We start from the raw sequence: 22,453 nt of genomic DNA, 5'->3' as shown, positions 1-22,453 counted from the left end.
CGCGCATGACCTACATCATTACTGAACCGTGCATCACCACGAAGGACGCGTCGTGCGTCGATGTGTGCCCCGTCGACTGCATCTACGAGGGTGAGGACCAGTATTACATCCACCCCGAAGAGTGCATCGACTGCGGAGCCTGCGTCCCCGAATGTCCGGTCGAAGCGATCTTCCCGGACGACGAGGTGCCGGAGCAGTACGACGCATTCACCGAGAAGAACTTCGCCCACTTCGACGTTCCCTTCCCCGGATAGGCCGGTGTGCAGCACCGATCCCGGGGCCGGACTCTGACGGAAACCGGGAACCATGCCGCGAATACTCGATATCGACGGCTTCGAATGGGAGGTGAAGGCGCTCCCCGATACGGCGCGGCACCCCGGCGCCGACCCCTGGCACTACGCGAAGATCCGTTTCGAGCCCCGCGATCACGACGAATACCCGCCCCGCGAAGCGTGGCTGAAGCTCGAAAGCGACGTGCCGGCCCGCGACGTGCTCGACCAGTACAATGACGACTACCTCACGGAGGCTTTCATGGTCGCCGAGGAGGTGGGCGAGACGGAAGCGTGACGGGGGCCGCATGAGGCGATCGACCCCCCGGGCCGCCGCGGCCGCGCTTCTGGCGGGCGTTGTTTTCCTGCTGTTGCCCCGTCCCCAGTCGGCCCAGGCACATCAGCACGGAGCCCAGACGCACGAGCATGGAGCCGACGGGTCCGATGCAGCGGAGATGGCCGACCGCGAAGCGGGCCCACCCCGGCTGCCCGAAGACAGCCCGCTGATTGAAGTTCGGCTCCGCGAGCGCGACCGCGAGGCGGAGATCGTGATCGGTCCCGTCGCCCTCCCCGCCGGCGCCCCGCATCTGCGGCCCCAGGTCCAGCTGGCGGAACTGCCGGTCGTGGGCTGGCTGCACGGCTTTTCCTGGGAGATGCGCGGCCGCGACGGCAACCCGCTCCCCGACCGCCTCCTCCACCATGTCAATGTCATCGACCCGGACAACCGGGAACTCTTCTCGGCCGTGCCCCGCCGCGTGCTCGCCGCCGGCCGCGAGACGAGCAGCGAAACCATGCCGGGCCTGCTCGGATATCCCCTCGCGCCCGGCACGCGCGTGCTCGTGAGCGCGATGTTCGCCCCTCGGCCGGACCAGTCGTTCGACGAGGCATACCTGCACATCCGGCTCCCGTTTACGCCGGCCGAGGATCCTGGCCTCGTCGGGCCGTTCGATGTGTATCCGTTCTATCTGGATGTGATGGGCCCGGTCGGCGAGAAGGAGTTCCCTCTCCCTCCGGGCACGCACGGGATGAGCTGGGAGGGCAGCCCGGCCGTGGACGGGCGCATCCTCGGGATCGGGGGGCACCTGCATGACTACGGCGACTGGATCCGGCTCGAAGACATCACGGCGGGCAAGGTCGTGTGGGAGACGGCGCCCACGGTCGACGGAGAAGGTCGCACGGTCGGGATCCCGACCAGCATGCTCTGGTGGCGTGGGGGTGTGAGGATCCGGAAGGACCATGTGTACCGGATCTCGGTTCAATACTCGAATCCGATGGACCGACCCGCCCCGGACGGGGGCATGGGGGCCATCGGCGGCATCCTCCTCGCCGACAAGGACGCGTGGCCGGAGTTCAGCCGTGAACACCCGGACTACATCGAGGACCTTCGGAACACCCTCGAGAAGCCGAACGAAGCGGATCACGCGCACGGCCACCAGCCCGGCTCAAGCGGCAGCGGCCAGCGCCCGAAGCCGTGAAGGCGCGCTGAGCTCCGACTTGCTCCGGGACGGCAGCAGATGCCCGAACTTCCCGATGTCGAAGTCTATGTGGAGGCCCTGAAGGCGCGGATCACGGGGCACACGCTCGAACGCGTGCGGCTGGCCAGCCCGTTTCTCCTCAGGAGCGTGGATCCCTCGCTCGTCGACGCGCACGGACGCGACGTGGTCGACGTGCGGCGGCTGGGCAAGCGGATCGCGATCGGTGTGGGCGTCGCCGGCGATGGGGAGTTGTGGCTCGTCCTTCACCTGATGATCGCCGGCCGGCTCCGCTGGCGGGACCCGGACGTGAACATCCCTCGTCGGCTCGGTCTCGCCTCGTTCGATTTCCCGCACGGAAGCCTTCTCCTCACCGAGGCCGGTACGAAGAAACGAGCGTCGCTCCACGTTGTTCGCGGACCGGAAGGGCTCGCCCTCCACGACCCGGGCGGAGTCGAACCTCTCCACGTGGACCGGGCCGCGTTCCACGAGACCCTTACCGCCCGCAACCACACGCTCAAGCGGGCGCTCACCGATCCGCGGCTCTTCTCCGGCATCGGAAACGCGTACTCCGACGAGATCCTCCACCGCGCGAAGCTCTCTCCCATCAAGTGGACCCAGCGGCTCGACGACGGCGAGATCGATCGGCTGTTCGAGGCCACCCGGCACACGCTCGAAGCGTGGACGCACCGGCTGCGCAACGAACTCGACGGAGCGTTCCCGGAGAAGGTGACCGCCTTCCACGACGAGATGGCGGTGCACGGGAAGTACGGACGGCCCTGCCCGGACTGCGCGGCGCCCGTGCAGCGCATCCGCTACGCGGACAACGAGACGAACTACTGCGCCGCCTGCCAGACCGGCGGAAAGGTACTGGCGGACCGGAGCCTCTCCCGGCTGCTGGGGAAGGACTGGCCCCGCAGCCTGGAGGCTCTCGAGGAACTCCGGACGGCCACGCCGTCTCCGGCGGGCGAGCGAGACGCATGATCCGCTACCACTACCACACGTCGCGGAAGGACATCCCCCGCCTCGGCATCTCGAAGGGAGATCCGCTGTGCCACGTCTACAGCGACGTCTCGCGGGAAGAACTCGAGGCGTGGGGTCGGCGATACGGTCTCGATCCCGAGTGGATCCACGACTCGACGCTCCCCCACTTCGACGCCTTCGGCGCCCGCCTCGACTGGTGCGGACCCGGTGTGACGCGCGCGGAACTCAAGGAGCACATCCGCGTGTGGCGCGCCCGCGAGAGGCGACGGACCCGGCGCTAGGTTGGAGCGTGCGGTCTCACCAGGTGGCGAGTTCGATGATCGCCTCGGCAATGTCGTCGACCTGGGGCAGCGACGCATTCTCGAGCGACGGCGCGTAGCCGATGAACGTGTCCGTCGCGGTGATCCTGCGAATCGGCGCGTCGAGCCATTCGAACAGTTCGTCGGCCAGGCGGGCCGAGATCTCGGCCCCGAAGCCCCACGATTTCGCGTCCTCGTAGGCCACCAATACGCGGTTCGTCTTCATCACGGAGCGGCGAATCGCGTCCATGTCGAGCGGATTCAGCGAGCGCAGGTCGAGCAGATCCGCGCTCACCGGTTCGCCCGCCCGGTCCAGCCTGGCGAGCGCCTTGCGCGTTCGCTCCACCAGGGCCCCATAGGTGATGATCGTGAGGTCGTCCCCCTCCTCCACGAGCGCGGCCTTGCCGAACGGAATCATGTAGTCCGGACCCGGATACACTCCCTTGTTGTACGTCTGCCGGTACAGGTGCTTGTGCTCGAGGAAGAGCACCGGGTCGTCGCAGCGGATCGCGGTCCGCAGCAGCCCGTTCGCGTCGACCGCGTTGGAGGGACAGATGACGTGCATGCCCGGCGTGTGCGTGAACAGCGAGGCGCCTGTCTGCGAGTGGTACATCGCCCCGCCCGCGAGATAACCGCCGTAGGTGGTCCGGACGACGAGCGGACACTTCCAGGTCCCGTTGGAGCGCCAGCGGAAGGTGGCGACCTCGTTTCGGAACTGGTGGTATGCGGGCCAGATGTAGTCGAAGAACTGTATTTCGGCGACCGGCTTCAGGCCGCGCACCGCGAGCCCCACCGCGCGTCCGACGATGTTCGCCTCCGCGAGCGGCGAGTTGAACACGCGAACCGACCCGAACTCGCGCTGCAGGCCGTACGTGACCTTGAACACGCCACCCTTGCCCTTGACTTCCTCGAGGTACTCCTCGCGGCTCGCGTCAGCGACGTCTTCACCGAACAACACGATCCGCGGATCGCGCCGCATTTCGTCGCGCAGGCAGGCGTTCAGCAGGTCTACCACGGTCGTGGGGGTCCCGTCCGGGTCGGATCGCGCCTCGGTCTCGAAAGCGCTCGACGTGGGGTCGACATCGGACGAGTAGACGTGGGTGTAGATGGAATCCGGGCTCGGCTGAGGGCGGGCGGTCGCCCGGTCGGCGTCGTCGGCCACCTCGTCCTTGATCTCGGCCTTGAGGCTCTCGAGCTCGTCGGCCTCCAGGACACCCTCCCGGACGAGGTAGTCGGCGAAGGTGGTCAGCGGATCCCGCGCCGCCTCGAGTTCCCGTTCGGACTCGGGCTTGTAGAGCCGCTCGTCGTCGGACATCGAGTGGTTGTAGGGCCGGGTCACATGCGCGTGGACCAGCGCCGGACCCCGTCCGGAACGCACATGGCGCACGGCCCGCCGCATCACGACATAGCTCTCGAGCGGGTCCGTGCCGTCGACTTCCTCGATGTGGAGGTTCGGGAACCCCTGGACGAGCTTCGAGATGCTGCCGCCGGCCGTGTTCACTTCGACCGGGACGGAGATCGCGTACCCGTTGTCCTCCACGAGGAAGAGGATGGGAAGTTCGAGGTTGGAGGCGGAATTGAGTGCCTCCCAGAACTCTCCTTCAGAGGTGGTCCCGTCCCCCGTGCACACGAGGACGATTTCGTCCGGTTCGACGTTGGTCGACGCCGAGTCGAGTTGGCCGTCAAGTCCCATCACCCGCGCGCGCACGATGCCTTCCGCGCATCCTACCGCCTGGTTGAACTGTGTGCCGGTCGGGCTGGAGGGCGTGACCAGATGGAGTCGCGGTGAGCCATAGTGCGCCGGCATCTGGCGTCCGCCCGTCGACGGATCCTCGGCGGCTCCCACGGAACCCAGGAGGATCTCGTAGGGCGTCAGGCCGAGTTCGAGAGCGAGCGCACGGTCTCGATAGTAAGTGAAGAACCAGTCGTGACCGGCCCTGAGCGCGCGCCCGGCCGCCACCAGAATGGCTTCGTGCCCGGCACCGGATATCTGGAAGAAGATGCGATTCTGTCGCTTCATCGCGATTTCGCGGTCATCCAGCGTCCGCGCAGTGTACATCACGCGATACATCGCGATGAGGTCTTCGGCCTGGAGATCCCGCCACTCGGGGCGGGTCAGCGCGCTGAGCGCACGCTCCAGGTCGTCCGTCTGGTCGATAGGGGTTGCCATGTATGTCCGGGTATAAGGGAGAGCAAGTCGACGGGCCCCCGAAGCTTAAGGAGGCTCGTCACGAACTCCGCCTTCGCGCCCGCGACCACCCCACCTCCCCCCATTACCGCGAAGACCCGGCGGAATAATCTAGCTTGCGTCCGGGGTCGCGACCACTGACCCGCGGGAGGTCGGCCGGACGCCGCGGGCGATGCGGCATCTCGGCACGGGCTGCTAGAAGCCGACTCTCCGGAAACGACGCAGGCGGGGAAGAATCGAGGCCGCGTGGTCGTCGATCGGGTCGCCCTCGCCGCTATCGGGCATCAATTGGCTCAACGCGTGCAGCATCGCCACGGCGTAGTCGGAGAAGGCCCGATAGGGAGGCGCGTGACGGAACCCCCAGGCCCCGACCGGAAGGAGCAGGAGCCAGCGCAGGTCGCCGGCCAGTTCGAGTAGTCGGCGCTCATCCAGCGCCATGTTCGGCTCGCCCATCGCGAGGCGCGTCAGCGCGGACATGAACACGGCGGACGCGTCCGGCGAGAGGTATTCGAGATCGGGGTACCGCGTCAGAACCCCCGCGGCGAACGTAGAACCCTCCCCGGTGGCCGCCCCGGCCTTCGTCTCCAGCCCCTCGGGTGCGGAGAGTCGCTCGGCGACGACCGTCGGCTGTCCCTCGCCCAGGATCAGCCATTCCAGCCGAAGAGGGGGGAAGGCCCGCTTGAGCGCCGCGATGAACTCGGCCCGCGGCCCCGCCCTCGGTCGCTCATCCGGCGGACGCTCGTAGTTCGACAACGTGCCGAGACTCACTCGTGCGTGGTCAGGGAGTTGAGCGTTGATCCGCCGCCGAAACTCGCGAAGGGACAGGCCCAGCACGCCTTCCCGCAGGGTCCGAAGTCGGAATTGAACAGTGTTCATTATATTAAACATAGTGTCCGCGAACCCTCGGCCGCAACCGAAGTGCGGCGTCGGGTGTTCATGTTGAAGTGTTCGCCGATCTAACAGTCCGGGCGTACATTTTTGGGCTTGGCACTTACCGATCCATCGTTTGAGGTGTCGTCAACATGAGCTTCCGAAGAAACCGTGGTCTCCCCGCCCTTCGATTCGGCCTGGGGGCTGCTTGTCTGATCGCGATCCCGGTCCCGCCGTCGGAACTCCGCGCACAGGACGGCCCGGGGCAGCACGAACCGGAAGAGGAGCCGCCCGCGCCCCTCGAGGGCCTCGCGGTTCGCACCGCGCAACCGCCGGTCGTCGATGGAGTGCTCGACGACGCGGCGTGGGAGGGTGCGCCCGTCATGACGGACTTCATCCAGCGTGAGCCGTTCGACGGACAGGCGGCGTCGGAGCGCACCGAGGTGCGTCTCGTGTTCGACGATGCCGCGATATACGTCGGCGTGTGGGCCTGGGACGAGGACGCGGCCGCGATCATCCCCGGGGACCGCATTCGGGACACCGAGGTCTCGGAATCCGACGCGATTCTGCTCGCGTTCGATACCTACCACGACTACCAGAACGCGTTCGTCTTCGGGACGACGCCGACGGGGATCGAATACGACGGCCAGGTCGCCAACGAGGGACGCGGAGGGGGCTTCTTCCTTGGAGGCGGCTTCAATACGCAGCGGCGGATGCAGTCCGGCGCCGGCGGAGGGTTCAACAAGAACTGGGACGGATCATGGAACGTCGCGACGAGCCGCGATGGTGAGGGCTGGTACGCCGAATTCCGGATCCCCTTCAACACCCTGCGCTACGGCAACGATCCGACCTGGGGCTTCAATGTCTCGCGCCAGATCCGCCGGCGGAACGAGGAGTCCTTCTGGTCCGCGGTCCCCCGCGAGTTCAACCTCTACCGGCTGAACTACGCGGGCCACCTGACTGGCCTCGAGCTCCCCTTCCGGCGCCTGGGCTCCGTCACGCCCTACATGCTGGGCTCGACCTCGCGCGACTACGCGGGCGGGCAGACGGCCTTCGACCGGAACTACGAGTTCGGCGGCGAGGCCAAGCTCCAGATCACGCAAGGCGTCACGCTCGACGCGACATACAATACGGACTTCGCGCAGGTCGAAGTGGACGACCAGCAGGTGAACCTGACCCGCTTCAGTCTGCTCTTCCCCGAGAAGCGTCCGTTCTTCCTCGAGAACGCCGGGTTCTTCGCGGTCGGAGGAGGCGGGGCCGACCTCTTCTTCAGCCGGCGCATCGGTATCGCCAACGGGCGGCAGGTGCCGATCACCGGCGGCGTCCGCGTCTCGGGACGCGCCGCGGGGTTCAACGTCGGGCTCCTGCAAATTGCAACTGACCGGGTCGAGGGCGTCCAGGATCCGAACGCGTACTCGGTCGCGCGCGTGGCGCGGGAGCTTCCGAACCGCTCGCGCATCGGCGCGGCCTTCATCAACCGCGACGGAAGCGCCGCCGGCGATTACAACCGGACGTACGCCGTGGACGGGCAACTCGGGCTGGGCGAGGCGTGGACGCTGACCGCGTGGGGCGCTCAGACGGAGACACCCGGATTGACGCGCGCCGATCAGGCCTTCGACGCGACCTTCGGCCTCAACACCCGCAAGTGGCGGGGGAACCTCCAATACCAGTACTTCGGCGAGAACTTCAACCCCGAGGTCGGCTTCCTGCGCCGTTCGGGCCACAACTACTATCAGGCCTTCCTGATGCACAACGTCCACCCGGGCGGAATCTTCCGCGAGATCCGCCCGCACGTCTCCTACTTCACCTTCCGGAGCGACAAGACCGGCGTCGAGCGCGGGTTCGAGGAGTCGGCGCGTCTCCACATCGACACACACTGGGAGTTCCAGGACGGGATGGAGGCGCACACCGGGATGAACTGGGTGCGGGAGGGGTTGTACGAACCGTTCACGATCTTCGGGACGGACGTCACCGTGCCGACGGGGACCTACGACGGGTGGGAGGGGCAGATCCGCTTCTGGACGAACGAGTCGGCGAAGCTCTCTTTCAACGGAGGGGCGAACGCCGGGTCCTTCCTGTCGGGTTCGCGCCGGAGCGCGAACGGCACGGTGACGTTGCGGTCGGGTTCCTCGTTCAGCACGTCGCTGCGGCTCGACCACAGCGATATCGCGCTGGAGCAGGGGGACTTCGTCACGACGCTGGCCGGGGTGAACTTCGGCTATTTCTTCACGCCTCGGATCTATCTCCAGTCGCTCGTCCAGTACTCGACGCAGCTCGACACCTTTTCCGCCAACGTCCGGTTCGGGTGGCTGAATACCGCGGGAACCGGTCTGTTCATCGTCTACAACGACATCCAGGGCATCCAGGATCTGCACGGGCCCCAGGGCCGCTCGCTGATCGTCAAGTTCAGCCGCCAGATCAACGTCTTCGGGGGCTGACCGCCGCCCGAATGCAGCCTCGGCTCCGGGAGGTCGGGTACGACCTGGCGGCTCACCGGTCGGAGGGGCTGCAGGGGTTGCCACCCGACCCATTCGATGCGGTCGTCACGACATCCGCCGCCGGGTGTCCGAGCTGCTGGCGGTACTCGGAGTGACCCCCCGGGGCCGTCGGGGCGTGAGCGAGCCGGCCCGGTCGCTCGTGATCGTGGCCGGCGGACGTTCACGCCGCCTCGGTCGCGACAAGCCTCTCGTCGAGATCGGGGGGCGCACGATCCTGTCCCGCATCCTCGACGTGGCCGCGCATATCACGGACGGAGTACTCGCGGTGCGCGAGGTTCTGCCGTTCGAGCGCGCCCTCCGCGCGGAAGCGTGGGAACTCATGGACGCCGAGGCCGGCCACCCGCCAGGCTCGGTCGCGCTCCGGAGCACGGGCGGGGGCCGCCTCCTGATCGTTCCTGATCCGGTACCCGACCTCGGTCCGCTGGCGGGCCTCGCTTCCGGCATGGGCGCCGCGTGCGCCCCCGTATGCCTCGTCGTGGCGGGCGATCTGCCCTTCGTCAGCCGGGGGGTCGTGGACGGGTTGAGCGAGAGCCTCGCAGGCTCGCCACGATATGATGCCGTCGTGCCCCGCGTCGGCGGGCGACCTCAGCCCCTGTGCGCCGCCTATCGGCGAGAGGTACGCGACCTCGCCGACAGGCTCCTGGCCCCATGCACCGATCCCGACGCGTCGTCCCCGTCCATGATGAGTTTTCTCGAACAGCTGCACGTCAGGTACGTCACTGCGGACGACCTGCGCTCGGCCACGGACCTCGAGCTGATCACGCGGGGCGTCGACAGCCCCGACGATCTGGCCTGGGCCACGCGCCGCGCCGCCGGAACCGACTAGAGCTGGCGGGCCGCCTCACCGAGGGCTGCGATGGCGTCGTCCAGTTGCCGGTCACTCAGATAGGGGGCCGGACCCAGCCGCAGCAGATCGTCGCGGTAGTCGGTCGCGACCCCACGGGCGGCGAGCGCTTCATGGAAGTCCTGCGCCCGCGGCGTCCGGAGAGCCAGGAAGCCGCCCACAGCTTCGAGCGGCGTCTCCCGATCGCGGGTGATGAGGCCCTCGTTCAGGTCGAGCGCATCGAATCCTCGAGCGAGGCGTCCCACCTGATGCCGACTCACCTCGCGCAGGAACTCGGGCGAGAGGCCGTGGTCGCGGAAGAAGTCGAATACCTCGGCCGCGCGGTAGTGGCTCGTGGGGTCGTAGGTGCTCCCCGCGAAGCGCTCCGCCCCCGGCCCATAGCGCACCCGCGCCGTGTCCTGTCCCGCGCCCAGCGTCGAAAACTCCGCGAACCACCCGGTCACGGCTGGTCTCAGCCGGCAGCCCGGCGGGACCCGAAGAAAGCAGTTCCCCTCGCCGAGCTGGCAGTACTTGTACCCCCCTCCCACCACGAACGCGGCCTCCAGCCCGAGACCCGAGAGGTCGAAGGGGATCGCGGCGAGCGCGTGGTAGACGTCGACGAGGAGCGTCGCCCCCACCCGCTCGCACCGCTCGGCGACGTGTCCCAGGCCTTCCACGATGCGCGCGTCGCGATACAGGACCGCCGACAGCAGGGCGCCCGCCGTTCCGTCGTCCATGGCCAGGCCCAGTCGCTCCGCGAGCGAGTGGATCGGGCTCGCGGGGACCCGTACGACGGTGAGCCCTTCCTCCTCCAGTCGGTCGAGCTGACGTCGGATCGAGTGGAATTCCCCGTCCGTGGTCACGAGTCGGGGGCGGTCGCGCAAGGGCAGTGCGGAGAGAAAGCGGATCACCAGCTCATGCGTATTGGCACCGAGGGCATAGTCCCCGTCATCGGGGCGCCCCGGGCCCCCGAGGAGCCGGGCGTACCCCGCCCGCACACGGTCCGCACGTGCGAAGGCCTCGTCCCATTTCCGGTCGACGAGGCGGGCCGCGTCCTCCCAGGCCCGCCGCTGGCCGCCGAACCCGCAGTCCGGCCACGCCTGATGCGAATGCCCGGTGAGGAGAAGTCGTTCGGCCACCCGGAACCGCGAGTAGTGTGCTCCGAGCGCGTTCGGTTCGCCGCGAAGCTCCTCGAGCGCGCGCGCAGTCACAGGTCCGTGCGGATCGCCCACAGGTCGGGGAACACCGGTCGGTTCAGCGAGTTCCTGAGATAGGCGGCGCCCTCCGTGCGGCCCGTCCCCGGTCTCGCTCCGATGGTACGCTCGACCATCTTCACGTGGCGGTAGCGCCATTCCTGCAGTCCCTCGTCGAGATCGACCAGCCGTTCGCACAACTGGACGAGAAAAGGGTCCTCCCGGTGGAGCTGGATGAGCGCCGCCTGGACCGCCCGCGATGGCTCGGTCGGAGCCGTGACCTCTCGTTCGAGTACGTCCTCCGGAATCTCGAACCCGCGCCCGTGCAGGAAGCGGAGGAAGGCGGCCCACAGCGACGGGCTGTGGTATCGGCGTTCCAGGCTTCTTCGCGCCTCGCTCCCTTCGGCATATCGGCCAAACACGTTCGTCCGCTTGAAGCCAAGTGCGAATTCGAGTTCGCGGAACTGGAACGACTGCAGCCCGCTCGCCTCCTCGAGTCGCTGGCGGAAGGCGAGGAAGTCGAGCGGGCGCATCGTCTCGAGTATGTCCAGCTGTGCCACCTGGACCTTAAGGATCGTGAGGATCCGCGTCATCGTATGAAGCAGCCGGGGCAAATCGTCCGCCGCCATCCGATCCCGCGCGAAATCGAGTTCGTGGAGTAGCTGTTTGAACCACAACTCGTACACCTGATGGATGATGATGAACAGCATCTCATCGTGCTCGGGGTCGCCGCCGTTGGTGCCCGACTGTTCCACCTGGAGCGAGAGTAACTCCTCGAGGTGCAGATATGCGGCATACGTCTGGTATTTTTCGTGCGTCACGGTCGGTCCCCAGCATCCAGTGGTCGTGGCCCGCAGCCGGCCAGGCGCGCAGCGGCCCGTCTCAGTACCCCCATTCGAACCTCGGAGTGTAGCCGTCCAGCGTCGAATATTGCGGCGGCCAGGGGATCGGCGCCCCCGACGCGTAGGCCGCGTGCCGCGTCCAGTATGGGTCCCAGAGGTGGGCACGGGCGAGGCAGCACAGGTCCGCCCGACCCGCGGCGAGGATCGTGTTCACGTCCATGAAAGAGGAGATGTTGCCCACGGCCATGGTCGCGATGCCGACTTCGTGGCGGATGCGGTCCGAGAAAGGCGTCTGGTACTGACGGCCGTATACCGGTTGCTGCCAGGGGACTGTCTGCCCCGCCGAGACATCGATGATGTCGACCCCCGCCGCCTTCAGCCGGTGCGCGACCTCGACCGCCCCATCCGCCGTCATCCCGCCCTCCGCCCAGTCGACCGCCGATATCCGCACGGAAACGGGTTTCTCGGGCGGCCACACCGACCGCACGGCCGCGAGTACGTCGAGGGGGAAGCGCATCCGTCCGTCCACATCTCCCCCGTATTCGTCCTCGCGAAGGTTGGTGAGCGGGGAGACGAAACTCGCCAGCAGATAGCCGTGCGCGAAGTGGATCTCCAGCAGGTCGAAGCCCGCTTCCTCCGACATCTCCGCGGCACGTCGGAACTGGCCGGTCACCTGATCCATGTCGGTGCGCGTCATCTCCCGAGGCACCGGGCTGTGCTCGAACCAGGGGACGGGGGACGCGGCCATGATCGGCCAGCCGTCATCCTGCAGCGGTTCGTTGTCCCCCTCCCACGAAAGACGGGTCGACGCCTTCCGACCAGCGTGCCCGAGCTGCATCCCGATTCCTGCATCGGAGTGACGGTGCACGAAGTCGACGATCCGCTTCCACGCGCCGACGTGGGCGCGGGCATACATGCCGGTGCAGCCGAGTGAAATGCGGCCCTCCCGACTCACGTCGGTCATCTCCGACATCACAAGTCCGGCCCCGCCGATCGCCCGGCTGCCGAGATTCACGAGGTGCCAGTCGTCGGGCGTGCCGTCCTCCGCCGAGTACTGGCACATGGCGGAGACGACGACCCGATTCTTCAGTTCGAGCTCCCGTACCCGAAACGGCGCGAGGAGCGGAGGCGGGGCCGCGCCGCTTCCGGCCGAAGATGTTCCCGCCGCGGCGGCGGCTCGCTCCGCAAACCAGCGATCGACACGCGCGGTGAACTCCGGGTCGCGCAGCGCGAGGTTGGAATGCGTGATGCGGAGACTGCGCGTGATGAGATTGAAGGCGAACTGGATCGGCTCCGTCTCCATGAACCGTTCGGTGCCCTCGAACCATTCGAGGCTGGCCTGGGCCGCGCGCTGCACACTCTCGACCTCCGGGCGGCGGGCCGTCTCGTAGGCCTCCAGCGCGGGCGCGATCTCGAAGTCGTGAGCGACCAGCGACTCGTGAAGGGAGATCGCATCGATCATGGCGAGGCGGGTCCCCGAACCGATGGAAAAGTGCGCGGAGTGCGCCGCGTCGCCGACGAGCACGATGTTGCCGCGCCGCCAGGACCGATTCCGGACCGTAGGGAAGCCGCGCCAGATCGACCGGTTCCCGACCAGCCGATGCGGCCCCAGTTCTTCGGCGAACATTCGCTCGAGGAAGCGGACGGTCTCCGGCTCCGACGCGGAGTCCATGCCGGCGGCGCGCCACGTATCCTCGGTCGTCTCGACGATGAAGGTGGAGATCGCCCCCGAGCCCGGGGCCGCGGGCCGGTACTGGTAGGCATGCACCCGCCACAGCCCGTGTTCGGTCTCCCGGAAGTGAAAGGTGAAGGCCGAAAGCGGCTTCGTCGTCCCCAACCACACAAAACGGTTGGGTCGGGCGTCGACGCGGGGGCCGAATGCGTCGGCGTACCGGGCGCGCAGACGGCTGTTCACGCCATCGGCGGCGAGGATGAGGTCAGCCCCCGCGTACGGCTCCTCCGCCTCGACCTCCACCCCGTGCCGAAGCTCGACGCCGAGCGCGCGCGCCCGCGTCTCCAGGATCTGCAGCAGTGTAGCTCGGGAAAGCCCGCTGAACCCGTGTCCGGTCGAAGTCAGCCGCTCACCCCGGTAGTGGATGTCGATGTCGTCCCAGTGGTGAAACGACCGCGTGATCGCCTCGTAGCTCTCGCGATCCGCCGCGGCCAACTCCTCGAGTGTGGCGTCGGAGAACACGACGCCGAACCCGTACGTGTCCCCGGGGCGGTTCCGCTCCAGCACCACGACTTCGTGTTCCGCGTCCGAGCGTTTTGCGAGGATCGAGAAATAGAGCCCGGCGGGTCCGCCCCCCACGCAGACGATCTTCATGCTCGCTTCATGCTCGCCGCCGGAAGCGGCTCACTCGTCCGTCTCGTCGCGTCCGGCCCGGGCCGCGTCGAACAGGTGGCGTGCGATGATGAGGCGCTGGATCTCGGTCGCTCCCTCGTAGATCCGAAGGGCCCGCACGGAGCGGTAGAGCCGGTCCACCGGATGGTCCGCCAGCACGCCGCGGCCCCCGAGGATCTGCACGGCGTCGTCCACCACGGTCTGCGCGATCTCGGTCGCGAACGACTTGGCCATCGCGGCTTCGAGGTCCGTGCGGTCCGCGCCGCCGTCGCGCTCCCAGGCCGCGCGGTACACAAGGAGCCGGGCGGCCATGAGGTCGGTGGCCATGCGGCCGACCTTCTCCTGCGTGATCTGGAAGTCGGCCAGCGCCCGCCCGAACTGTCGGCGCGACAGCGCGTGGTGAAGTGCTTCGTGCAGGGCACGGCCCGCCATCCCGCACGCCGCCGCGCCGACCGTGGGCCGCAACCGATCGAGGGTGGCGAGGCCCAGCTTGTACCCCTCGCCCTCACCCCCGACGCGCGCCGAGGTCGGCAACCGGCAGTCCTCGAGCGCGATCTCTCCCAGCGGGTGGGGGTCGGCCATGAGCAGGGGGCGGACGAACCGAAACCCCTTCGTGTCGGTCGGGAGCAGGAAGGCGGAGATCCCTGCCGCGCCCGCGCCGGGGTCCGTGAGTGCGAACACGAGATAGAAGTCCGCGATTCCCGCATTGGAGATGAACGTCTTCACGCCGTTGAGAACGTAGCTTTCGCCGTCCCGAACCGCGGTCGACCGCATGGCCGCGACATCCGACCCCGCCTCGGGCTCGCTCATCGCGAAGGCCGCGACCGCACGCCCGCGGACGGCGCGGTCCAGCCACAGGCGCCGCTGTCTCGCGTCGCCGGCGAGCGCGATGGGGGTCGATCCCAACGCCTGGAGCGCGAACATCGCGTCCGCCAGGGGCGAGTAGAAGGCCAGGGTCTCACGCGTGACGGCGCAGGCCCGGAAGTCCTGCCGGGCGATGGCCCGCAGCCATCCGCCGCTTCCCAGCGACGCGCAGATATCGCGCGCATAGCGCCGGACGACGTCATCATCGTCCTGCAGCGCGTGGGCTGCGAATTCGGCCGCCGCGTAGCGTCCAACGCCCTCCGCGAGCTCAAGGTGTGCCGGTTCGAGAAAGGCCCGGACGGGGCGAAAGTCGATCACGAGAACACCGGGGCCCGCTTCTCGACGAAGGCGCGGTAGCCTTCCCGGAAGTTCGGGTCCTCCATGCAGGCCGCCTGGACGCGAGCTTCCTCGTCGAGCGCCTCGCGCAGCGTCATGTGCGCTTCTCGCCCAAGTGCCCGTTTCGTGACGGCCAGGGCTGCCGACGGTCCGGCCGCCAGCCGCGTCGCGAGTTCGGTGGCGGCTGACAGCGCCTCGCCATCGGGGACAACCCGGTTGTAGAGGCCAATTCGATGGGCCTCATCCGCGTCGAGAAAATCACCCGTCATAAGAAGCTCGGTGGCCCGGCCGAGCCCGATGATTCGCGGGAGAAGCCAAACGATCCCCATGTCCGCACCCGAAAGCCCGACTCTCGTGAACAGGTAGGCGATCTTCGCCGACTCGGCGGCGATCCGGACATCGCACGCGGTCGCGATCACGGCTCCGGCGCCCGCGACCGTGCCGTTGAGGGCTCCGATCACGGGCCGGCCGCATTCCCGAACCGCGGCGATCAAGTCGCACGTCATCTTCGTGAACTCGAGCAACTCGCCCGAATCCATTTCGAGGAGCGGGCCGATGATGTCGCGCACATCGCCACCGGTGCAGAAAGCGGAGCCGGCGCCGGTGATCACGACCGCGCGGACATCCGGCTCGGAACCGAGCGCCCGAACGGTGTTCCGGAGTTCGTCATAGACCTCGAACGTCAGCGCGTTCCGGCGCTCGGGGCGGTTCAGTGTGATCGTGGCGACCGATGTCGCCGCGTCGAGGTCGTAAAGAAATGAAGCCGGGTTCGGGGACAATGCGTGGCTCCTTCTAGTCGGGCTGTTCGGGGAGAACGGCGGTCGCCTCGATCTCGACCATCGCACCGGCTTCGACGAGTCCGCGGACCTCGACGAGCGCCATGGCCGGATAGTGGCGGCCCATTCGGGCGCGCCAGGCGGCGGCCAGCTCACGCCGCGCGTCCATGTATGCCGCGAGATCCGTCACGTAGACCGTCATGCGGCCGATGTGTGCGGATTCACCGCCGGCCTCCCGGACTACGGCCAGCACCCGATCGAGCGCGACCTCGAACTGCGCGATGAAGTTCCCGGATTCCACCCGTCCGTCGGGCCCGCCGGCGGTCTGGCCGGCTACGAACAGGACTCTCCCTCCGGCCGGCGCCAGCAGTCCATGGTTCCAGCCTCTCGGTTCGGCCAGCGTGGGCGGATTGAATACCTCGTACGTGTCCATGCGATTCCCGGCGGCGTGGTGCTAGACGGCCGCGGTGGCGCCGCCGTCGAGGACGACGGTCTGTCCGTTGATGCTGCGCGCCTCTTCACCGCAGAGGAAAGCGACCGAAGCCGCGACCTCCTCCGCCGTGATCAGCCGCCGCTGCGGCGTCGTGGCCAGGACCGCCTCGAGGGCGGCCGCCTCGTCCATGCCGGTCCGGTTCACGATGTTCTCGATCGTCGCGTCCGTCATGGGCGTGTCGACGTAGCCGGGACAGACCGCGTTGACGGTGACGCCGGTCGTTGCCGCTTCCGCCGCCGCCGAGCGAGTGAGCCCTAGCAGCGCATGCTTCGACGCCGCGTAGCCGCCCATGTATCGCCCCCCGCGGATCGCGGCGATCGATGCCACGTTCACAATACGCCCCCAGCCACGTTCCATCATGCCCGGCAGCACACCCCGCATCGAGAGGAAGGCGCCGGTCGCGTTGATCGTCCACAGACGGGTCCACTCCTCGAGGGAGAGCTTCACGACCGGGGCGGAGCTGGCGACGCCGGCGTTGTTCACGAGAATATCCACGGCCCCGAGCCGGTCGGCGGCCTCGCGGCACATCGCCTCCACGCTCGCCGGTTGCGAAACGTCGCACCTCACCGCCCACGCCTCGGTTCCCCGCCCGCGGAGCTCCGCCGCGACGCCTTCAATCTCGCCTGCGCTGCGTGCCGCGACGACGATCCGGACGCCGTTGTCCGCGAGGACACGGGCCACTGCCGCTCCGATCCCTCGTCCGCCGCCCGTGAGCAGGGCTCCACGACCCCCGATGCTCATGTCTGTTCCTTCGTCCGGGGCCACGTTTCGGTTCCCAGAGCGTCGATCACTGCCTCGGACAGGATATCGCCGAGCGTCTCAATGGTAGCGTGCCCTTCCTCCGCCGTCGCCGCGGCCGGGCTGCCGAAGTAGGCCTGCGGCCCCCCCGCCGCGACGAAGTCCTGCGCCCCCTCGGCGATGGCCGCTGAAAGCGAGACCGGGTTATCATCCAACTCCCTCATGACCTCTCCGCGCACGCGCTCGGGGCTGCGGGCGAGAACGATCGACCCTTCGTACTGGCCGGCATGACAGGCCCCGCTCCGGAACTCGGCGGTCAGTCTGCCACCCCAGGGTCGCCGGGTCACGTCCGGGAACACGGCCCGCAATACACCGCCTGCATTGATGGCGGAGACTGCGGTGTGGAGCGCCCTCAGATGGGTCGGGTCGAAATGCGCGTTGGCGATGGCCAGCGTGGGGATCCCCGCTCGCTGCACGCTCGCCGCGAGGTCGGTCAGAAGCGCGGCCAGCGTAGCACCGCCGATGCTGATCGTACCGGGAAAACTCGCGGCGAACGCGGCCGGAGTGTACTGCAGTGCGTCGAGAAGGACCGCCTCCAGACCATGTGCCGAGAGTCGCCGCCCGCCGGCCTCCGCCATGGCGGCCGCGATGGTGACGTCGGTGTCGAGGGGCAGGTGCGGACCGTGCGCCTCGGTCGCTCCCACCGGGAGGATCGCGACCGTGCGATCGAGGTCGAGCGCCCCGACATCCTCCCACGTGAGGTCCGGCAGTCGGCGTAGGGTCATGGAGTCTCGCTACGACCTGCCAGGGAAGGGCGCAAGGGCCCGGGCCTCCTGGCATGTTGATGAGGCGCCCGGTCGAGCCTACCGTGCGTGACCCGAGGTTCCGTCACCGACGGCCCACGCAGCCGAGGCAGATGCGAGATCCCGCGCCGCAGCCGACCTTCGTTCCCCCCGAGCGCTTCAACATCGCCGAGTACTTCCTGGGCGACAGGGTACGTGAGGGACGAGGCGATCGACGCGCCCTCATCATGGACGAGGGCGAGACCAGCTATGCGGAAGTGGAAGCGCTGGCGAACCGCTATGGCAACCTCCTCCTCTCGGCGGGCGTTCGACCCGAAGAGCGGGTGCTGATTGCCTTGCCGGACGGGGTCGATTTCGTCGGAGTCCTGTTCGGCGCACTGCGGGTCGGCGCCGTGGGGGTGATGCTGAACCCGTATCTGCGGCCGGAGGAGATCGCATATTTCCTCCGCTATACCCGCGGGACCGTTCTCTTCGTGGACTCGGCGCGTGCGCCCGTGTTCAACGAGGCGGCGTCCCGGGCCGACGCTGACTCCGAGGCGCCGCGGCGTGGGGAAGGAATCCGCTGGAGCGTCGGAATCAGCCGGCCCCGCGCCACGTTCGTCGCGGACAGGGCGGACTTCGGCGAGCGGCTCGCGGCTCAGCCCGCGACACTGGACCCCTTCCCGACACACCGGGACGACCCCGCCCTGTGGCTGTTCAGCGGTGGCACGACCGGCCGTCCAAAGGGCGTTGTACAGACGCACGCCTCATTCGCCAATACCACCGAATGCTACGGCAAACGCGTCCTGGGTCTCACGGAATCCGACATCACGCTCTCGGTCCCAAAGCTGTTCTTCGGATACGCCACGGGATCGAACCTCTTCTTCCCCTTCTCGGTCGGCGGGACGGCGGCCCTGTTCCCGGACCGCTGCACGCCCGAGGTACTGTTCGAGAAGGTCGAGAAGTTCAAGCCGACGGTCCTCGTCAACGTGCCGACGATGGTTCGCCGGATGGTCGCGCACCCCGACATCGGTCGGCGCGATTTCTCCTCTCTCCGGCTCGCGACGTCCGCCGGGGAAGCTCTCCCGGAGGAACTGTACCGGCGCTGGCGGGACACGCTGAACGTGGATCTGCTGGACGGGCTGGGAACGGCGGAGATGTGGCACATCTTCCTCAGCAACCGTCCGGGAGAGGTCCGTCCGGGAACCCTGGGCCGGGTGGTTCCCGGCTTCGACGTGCGGGTATGCGACGACGACGGGCGAGAACTGCCGCACGGGGAGGTCGGGTGGCTGCGAGTGCGCGGGCGGTCCCGGGCCCTCGGCTACTGGCAAAAGGCGGAAGCCACGGCGGACGCGTTCCGGGGCGATTGGTACGTATCCGGGGATATGGTCGCGCGGGACGCGGACGGGGTCTTCACCTACTGCGGTCGCGGCGACGACATGCTCAAAGTAAAGGGGAAGTGGCTGTCGCCCGGCGAGGTCGAGAACTGTCTGGCCGCACACCCGGGCGTGGCGGAGGCGGCCGTAGTCGGCGTCCCGAACCGCGCCGGCCTCGTGGAACCCGTCGCCTGGGTCATCCCCGCCGACGCGACCACGGATCCGGAGCCGCAGCGGCGCTCTGCCCGGCGCGCGGACGAATTGTCGACAGCGCTGCAGGCGTTCGTGGCGTCGCGGCTGGCATCGTACAAGGCGCCGGTTGCGGTCCACATCGTGGCCGCGCTGCCCCGCACACATCTGGGGAAGGTCGATCGTGCCGCCCTCCGAGCCACCCACGACGCCGTGTCGGCCGAGGGATCGCCGTGAGAGCGTCGTCGCTCAGTCGTGGCCGAGGATCGCCATCACGAGTCCGCTGCGGATCTTGGGCTCGAACCAGGTAGACTTCGGGGGCATCATCCGCCGCTGCCGGCACACCGCGATGAACTGATCCATGGTCACCGCGGGCAGCGTGACGGCGAGGTCCGCCCGCCCCGCGTCCACTTCCCGCGCGAGCCACGCCGCGTCCTTGTTGGCGCCCACGAAAGTGAGCCGTTCGTCTGCCGCGTCAGCGATCCCGAGGTCGGCGAAGAGCGTCTGCTGCACGATGTCGTGGTCGATCGACGCTGCGGCGTCCGCCGGGTCGTAGGCCCCCGCGAGCGGCGACGCATGCCGCCAGCCGTCCCCGGCCGTGTAGACGCCGATCCGGTGGGTCGCGTCCGGCTGAACCGGCCCGCCGCCCGCCCCAGTCACGGCGAACGACCGCTGCAGAGCGGGCTCGACGCCGGCCGGCCCGCCCTCGCCGGAGAGTCGGACCAGTCGGTTATACGGGGAGATGCCCATCCGGTCGGCGGGGAAGAACACCGCCAGGAACGACTCGTGCCCCAGCATCGCGGCGGCGGCGCTCCGATGGTTGCCGTCGGCGACGTAGGCCTCCGGTTCTGCGGCCAGAAGCCGCTGGAGGCGCGAGGTGGCCCCCGGTTCCCGGACGAGCCAGATGCGATGAGTCGTCCCGCCCGCGCCCCCGACCTCGTAGTCGGGTGCGGCCCCGTCGGCGTGCCCTTCCAGCGTCCGCGCAAAGGTGCCCCCCTCGTCGGGGACCGCGTTGTTAACGGTCCCGATGATCGCGCCGGTCGCCTCGATCAGCCGCGCGCGTCCCCACGCCTTGGGGGGGCGGACCCCCTCATTGCGGATGATCGGCCCGTCCGGCGTAGCCTCGGTCCGGATCTCCGCCGTGCGCGCCAACCCCCCGAGCCCGATCTGACGCACCCCGGGTCGTCCGGGGTCCACGATCTCGTAGACGTACAGGAGTCGCCCCACTTCGTGCGTGAGAGGAGACGCCCTCAGGCGATCGAAGTTGAGGCGCGCGCGCTCGAGCGCTGCCTCCGAGTCCCCCTTCATGATCGCCGCCGGGCTGGCCACGGCGCAGTGCGACATGGTCACGCTCAGCACCGATTCGGGTGCGTCGCTGATCGCCTCCCAGATCTCGAGATCTCCCTGGAATTCGTCATAGTTCGGAGCGGAAACCCGGCGTGCGGCTCTGGAATCGACGGGTACGAGTGCACGGCGGATCGGGCGGATCGTGAGCATGTCGTCAGGAGTCGGGTTCGGGGGTGGGGGAGGGCTCTCGCGACACCCTGTCCGTCCGGCACATCCCGCGCAACCGGGACCCAACCGGGACCCAACCGGCACCGATGGGTTGCCACCGCCCCGTCGGAACCGTTTCATATTGCAGTGTGTACGTGACCCCAATCAGTTCGGGGTGTGCTCGCGGGGGCCCGCGGGCCAAAGGCCGGGAGTAGTGCTGGAGGTACCATGAGATCCCAACGGGTCCGAAACATCATATGCGCCATCCCGGTCGCCGCCCTCGTGGCTGGCGTATCGGCGTGCGAACACGACAACAACCCGTACGGACCCGCCTACCGGACCGTCCACCGCACGATCATCGGCGCGTACCGCCCGCTTGAGGAATTGTCCCGGCGGATCCCGGAGCTTCCGGACAACTTTCGTCCCACCCCCCCGGGGGGCGACATCCGCCTCGTCTTCGGATCAGTTCAGGACCTGACCGGACGGCTGCTCCTTCCGGGACTCGGCGCGGGAGGGAGCATGCTGGACACGCGGCTATACGGCACCTGGGAATATGACGTCGTCTCGAGGCGGATCACGATGAGAGTCGACCAAACGGCGTCGACCGAGGCCTTCGAGACGGTCCTGCAGGTGACAATTCTGGATCGCTGGATCAGGATCGAAGGGGTGACCGACGTCGCCGGGCAGTTGCTGCATTTCGATCTCGGCAAGTCGCGCGTGCAGAACGAGGACGCGGGCGGCGGCGGGCCGGCGGCGGCGAACCGGGCGACCGTGGGCTGACGCGGCAACCTGAAATGGCGAAGAAGGCAAAAGGGCGTTCCCGGGAAGCCCGGGGCATCGAACTCACGGCCTTCCGGGTGGCGGACTTCGCTCTGCAGATCGCGACCGGCGACCAGCGCCGCGACTGGATGGACGCACTTCCGGACCGCTTCGGCTATCGCTGTCTTCCGCTGCTGATCGCCAACCAGGCTGGGTGGGACCTGCTCTGCCCGACCCGTTTCTGGGTGCGCTGGGATGGCGGGGTCGAGCTCGATGCGGTTCGGTTCCGCTGGGAGGACGAGCCCCATCCCGCCATAGCCAGCCATTTCGGGAGCGGTGTTGTCACCTTCACGCCCGGCTACCTGTTCCGTACCACGAAGGGGCATAACCTCTGGGCCCGAGGCTGCCCCAACCTCCCCAAGGACGGAATCGTTCCCCTCGACGGGATCATCGAGACCGACTGGGCTCCGTTCTCCTTCACGATGAACTGGAAGATCACTCGGCCGAAGCACTGGATCCGGTTCGATGAAGGAGAACCCATCTGCCGAATCCTTCCCGTGCCGCGGCACTACCTCGAGAGTGTGCGTCCACGCGGCCGCGACCTGTGGGACGACAAGCGCACCGCGAACCAGTACGTGTCCTGGCGTGAATCGCGCGACCAGTTCATCCAGGACCTGGAGGCCCGAGAGGAAGAGGCCGTGGAGCAGGGCTGGCAGCGGACCTACATCCGGGGCCAGAACATGCGGGGCGTGAAAATGCAGGATCACCAGACGAAACTCCGCCTCCGCGATTTCCTGACCGCAAGGGACTAGCGCCCAACGCGTCGCGCCGGGCGCATGGACAACCGCATTTCTGCTGTGTATT

Annotated in this window: 21 protein-coding genes; 10 read left to right on the top strand and 11 right to left on the bottom strand. The window is 68.1% G+C overall.

The genetic code is table 11. The features are described from left to right. Positions 1 to 5 precede the first annotated feature (5 nt). The 5 genes from ACN9M6_RS07435 to ACN9M6_RS07415 are packed head-to-tail and all read left to right on the top strand — an operon-like array spanning position 6 to position 3,006. Positions 6 to 254 carry an indolepyruvate ferredoxin oxidoreductase subunit alpha gene (locus ACN9M6_RS07435; RefSeq protein WP_419162306.1) on the top strand — a complete coding sequence of 83 codons (249 nt, stop codon included), beginning with the start codon at positions 6 to 8 and terminating at the stop codon, positions 252 to 254. A gap of 52 nt (positions 255 to 306) precedes the next feature. Next, positions 307 to 567: a hypothetical protein gene (locus ACN9M6_RS07430; RefSeq protein WP_419162305.1), complete on the top strand. Its 261-nt coding sequence runs from the start codon at positions 307 to 309 to the stop codon at positions 565 to 567. 10 nt (positions 568 to 577) lie between these two features. After that, on the top strand, positions 578 to 1,744 hold the full coding sequence (locus ACN9M6_RS07425) for a hypothetical protein (RefSeq protein ID WP_419162304.1): 1,167 nt from the start codon (positions 578 to 580) through the stop codon (positions 1,742 to 1,744). A gap of 39 nt (positions 1,745 to 1,783) precedes the next feature. After that, positions 1,784 to 2,725 (top strand): Fpg/Nei family DNA glycosylase, encoded by a 942-nt coding sequence (locus ACN9M6_RS07420; protein WP_419162303.1) that lies wholly within the window; start codon positions 1,784 to 1,786, stop codon positions 2,723 to 2,725. Then, positions 2,722 to 3,006, top strand: a complete 285-nt coding sequence (locus tag ACN9M6_RS07415; RefSeq protein ID WP_419162302.1) for a DUF4031 domain-containing protein — start codon at positions 2,722 to 2,724, stop codon at positions 3,004 to 3,006. Before ACN9M6_RS07420 ends, ACN9M6_RS07415 begins: the two co-directional genes overlap by 4 nt. A 16-nt stretch (positions 3,007 to 3,022) precedes the next feature. Here ACN9M6_RS07415 and ACN9M6_RS07410 read toward each other — a convergent pair whose 3' ends face one another. Further along, positions 3,023 to 5,194, bottom strand: a complete 2,172-nt coding sequence (locus ACN9M6_RS07410; RefSeq protein WP_419162301.1) for an alpha-ketoacid dehydrogenase subunit alpha/beta — start codon at positions 5,192 to 5,194, stop codon at positions 3,023 to 3,025. Positions 5,195 to 5,407: 213 nt separating this feature from the next. Next, positions 5,408 to 6,088: a hypothetical protein gene (locus ACN9M6_RS07405; RefSeq protein WP_419162300.1), complete on the bottom strand. Its 681-nt coding sequence runs from the start codon at positions 6,086 to 6,088 to the stop codon at positions 5,408 to 5,410. Positions 6,089 to 6,234: 146 nt separating this feature from the next. Here ACN9M6_RS07405 and ACN9M6_RS07400 point away from each other — a divergent pair, with 146 nt between their 5' ends. Then, positions 6,235 to 8,520: a DUF5916 domain-containing protein gene (locus ACN9M6_RS07400; RefSeq protein ID WP_419162299.1), complete on the top strand. Its 2,286-nt coding sequence runs from the start codon at positions 6,235 to 6,237 to the stop codon at positions 8,518 to 8,520. 124 nt (positions 8,521 to 8,644) lie between these two features. Continuing rightward, positions 8,645 to 9,406: a molybdenum cofactor guanylyltransferase gene (gene mobA, locus ACN9M6_RS07395; RefSeq protein WP_419162298.1), complete on the top strand. Its 762-nt coding sequence runs from the start codon at positions 8,645 to 8,647 to the stop codon at positions 9,404 to 9,406. Here the strand turns inward: mobA and ACN9M6_RS07390 are convergent. From ACN9M6_RS07390 to ACN9M6_RS07355, 8 genes are all read right to left on the bottom strand, one after another. Then, positions 9,403 to 10,614, bottom strand: a complete 1,212-nt coding sequence (locus ACN9M6_RS07390) for a kynureninase (RefSeq protein WP_419162297.1) — start codon at positions 10,612 to 10,614, stop codon at positions 9,403 to 9,405. The two genes, mobA and ACN9M6_RS07390, sit on opposite strands and share 4 nt — an antisense overlap. Then, positions 10,611 to 11,417 carry a tryptophan 2,3-dioxygenase gene (locus ACN9M6_RS07385; protein ID WP_419162296.1) on the bottom strand — a complete coding sequence of 269 codons (807 nt, stop codon included), beginning with the start codon at positions 11,415 to 11,417 and terminating at the stop codon, positions 10,611 to 10,613. The genes ACN9M6_RS07390 and ACN9M6_RS07385 overlap by 4 nt, the downstream gene beginning before the upstream one ends. Before the next feature lie 61 nt (positions 11,418 to 11,478). Then, positions 11,479 to 13,764 (bottom strand): bifunctional salicylyl-CoA 5-hydroxylase/oxidoreductase, encoded by a 2,286-nt coding sequence (locus ACN9M6_RS07380; RefSeq protein WP_419162295.1) that lies wholly within the window; start codon positions 13,762 to 13,764, stop codon positions 11,479 to 11,481. Positions 13,765 to 13,794: 30 nt separating this feature from the next. Further along, positions 13,795 to 14,964, bottom strand: a complete 1,170-nt coding sequence (locus ACN9M6_RS07375) for an acyl-CoA dehydrogenase family protein (RefSeq protein WP_419162294.1) — start codon at positions 14,962 to 14,964, stop codon at positions 13,795 to 13,797. Beyond that, positions 14,961 to 15,761 (bottom strand): enoyl-CoA hydratase family protein, encoded by an 801-nt coding sequence (locus ACN9M6_RS07370; RefSeq protein WP_419162293.1) that lies wholly within the window; start codon positions 15,759 to 15,761, stop codon positions 14,961 to 14,963. The genes ACN9M6_RS07375 and ACN9M6_RS07370 overlap by 4 nt, the downstream gene beginning before the upstream one ends. A 13-nt stretch (positions 15,762 to 15,774) precedes the next feature. Further along, the gene (locus tag ACN9M6_RS07365) at positions 15,775 to 16,191 is read right to left on the bottom strand and encodes a RidA family protein (RefSeq protein ID WP_419162292.1); all 417 of its coding nucleotides are present in this window, start codon (positions 16,189 to 16,191) and stop codon (positions 15,775 to 15,777) included. A gap of 21 nt (positions 16,192 to 16,212) precedes the next feature. Next, positions 16,213 to 16,992 (bottom strand): SDR family NAD(P)-dependent oxidoreductase, encoded by a 780-nt coding sequence (locus ACN9M6_RS07360; RefSeq protein WP_419162291.1) that lies wholly within the window; start codon positions 16,990 to 16,992, stop codon positions 16,213 to 16,215. Continuing rightward, a complete protein-coding gene (locus ACN9M6_RS07355; RefSeq protein WP_419162290.1) occupies positions 16,989 to 17,774 on the bottom strand; it encodes a creatininase family protein in 786 nt (261 codons plus the stop codon). Before ACN9M6_RS07355 ends, ACN9M6_RS07360 begins: the two co-directional genes overlap by 4 nt. Before the next feature lie 131 nt (positions 17,775 to 17,905). Between ACN9M6_RS07355 and ACN9M6_RS07350 the strand changes: the two genes are divergently transcribed. Further along, positions 17,906 to 19,573 (top strand): benzoate-CoA ligase family protein, encoded by a 1,668-nt coding sequence (locus ACN9M6_RS07350; protein WP_419162289.1) that lies wholly within the window; start codon positions 17,906 to 17,908, stop codon positions 19,571 to 19,573. A gap of 12 nt (positions 19,574 to 19,585) precedes the next feature. Here the strand turns inward: ACN9M6_RS07350 and ACN9M6_RS07345 are convergent, their stop codons facing one another. Continuing rightward, positions 19,586 to 20,833, bottom strand: a complete 1,248-nt coding sequence (locus ACN9M6_RS07345) for a DUF1015 family protein (protein ID WP_419162288.1) — start codon at positions 20,831 to 20,833, stop codon at positions 19,586 to 19,588. A gap of 225 nt (positions 20,834 to 21,058) precedes the next feature. On the opposite strand from ACN9M6_RS07345, the gene ACN9M6_RS07340 reads away from it, so the two are divergent. Then, complete coding sequence (locus ACN9M6_RS07340) at positions 21,059 to 21,610, top strand: hypothetical protein (protein ID WP_419162287.1); 552 nt, start codon at positions 21,059 to 21,061, stop codon at positions 21,608 to 21,610. 14 nt (positions 21,611 to 21,624) lie between these two features. Next, positions 21,625 to 22,401, top strand: coding sequence for a DUF6065 family protein (locus ACN9M6_RS07335; RefSeq protein WP_419162286.1), 777 nt, complete (start codon positions 21,625 to 21,627; stop codon positions 22,399 to 22,401). Positions 22,402 to 22,453: the final 52 nt, after the last annotated feature.

Source organism: Candidatus Palauibacter sp. (assembly GCF_965197445.1).
GTDB lineage: Bacteria > Gemmatimonadota > Gemmatimonadetes > Palauibacterales > Palauibacteraceae > Palauibacter.
The sequence above is the reverse complement of the archived record's forward strand: the minus strand, read 5'-3'. Positions and strand labels throughout refer to the sequence as shown.

What these genes read in the sequence shown, in the direction of transcription:
- ACN9M6_RS07435 (WP_419162306.1), top strand. Translation starts at nt 6, where the DNA reads ATGACCTACATCATTACTGAACCGTGCATCACCACGAAGGACGCGTCG.
- ACN9M6_RS07430 (WP_419162305.1), top strand. Translation starts at nt 307, where the DNA reads ATGCCGCGAATACTCGATATCGACGGCTTCGAATGGGAGGTGAAGGCG.
- ACN9M6_RS07425 (WP_419162304.1), top strand. Translation starts at nt 578, where the DNA reads ATGAGGCGATCGACCCCCCGGGCCGCCGCGGCCGCGCTTCTGGCGGGC.
- ACN9M6_RS07420 (WP_419162303.1), top strand. Translation starts at nt 1,784, where the DNA reads ATGCCCGAACTTCCCGATGTCGAAGTCTATGTGGAGGCCCTGAAGGCG.
- ACN9M6_RS07415 (WP_419162302.1), top strand. Translation starts at nt 2,722, where the DNA reads ATGATCCGCTACCACTACCACACGTCGCGGAAGGACATCCCCCGCCTC.
- ACN9M6_RS07410 (WP_419162301.1), bottom strand. Translation starts at nt 5,194, where the DNA reads ATGGCAACCCCTATCGACCAGACGGACGACCTGGAGCGTGCGCTCAGC.
- ACN9M6_RS07405 (WP_419162300.1), bottom strand. Translation starts at nt 6,088, where the DNA reads ATGAACACTGTTCAATTCCGACTTCGGACCCTGCGGGAAGGCGTGCTG.
- ACN9M6_RS07400 (WP_419162299.1), top strand. Translation starts at nt 6,235, where the DNA reads ATGAGCTTCCGAAGAAACCGTGGTCTCCCCGCCCTTCGATTCGGCCTG.
- ACN9M6_RS07380 (WP_419162295.1), bottom strand. Translation starts at nt 13,764, where the DNA reads ATGAAGATCGTCTGCGTGGGGGGCGGACCCGCCGGGCTCTATTTCTCG.
- ACN9M6_RS07365 (WP_419162292.1), bottom strand. Translation starts at nt 16,191, where the DNA reads ATGGACACGTACGAGGTATTCAATCCGCCCACGCTGGCCGAACCGAGA.
- ACN9M6_RS07360 (WP_419162291.1), bottom strand. Translation starts at nt 16,992, where the DNA reads ATGAGCATCGGGGGTCGTGGAGCCCTGCTCACGGGCGGCGGACGAGGG.
- ACN9M6_RS07355 (WP_419162290.1), bottom strand. Translation starts at nt 17,774, where the DNA reads ATGACCCTACGCCGACTGCCGGACCTCACGTGGGAGGATGTCGGGGCG.
- ACN9M6_RS07350 (WP_419162289.1), top strand. Translation starts at nt 17,906, where the DNA reads ATGCGAGATCCCGCGCCGCAGCCGACCTTCGTTCCCCCCGAGCGCTTC.
- ACN9M6_RS07345 (WP_419162288.1), bottom strand. Translation starts at nt 20,833, where the DNA reads ATGCTCACGATCCGCCCGATCCGCCGTGCACTCGTACCCGTCGATTCC.
- ACN9M6_RS07340 (WP_419162287.1), top strand. Translation starts at nt 21,059, where the DNA reads ATGAGATCCCAACGGGTCCGAAACATCATATGCGCCATCCCGGTCGCC.
- ACN9M6_RS07335 (WP_419162286.1), top strand. Translation starts at nt 21,625, where the DNA reads ATGGCGAAGAAGGCAAAAGGGCGTTCCCGGGAAGCCCGGGGCATCGAA.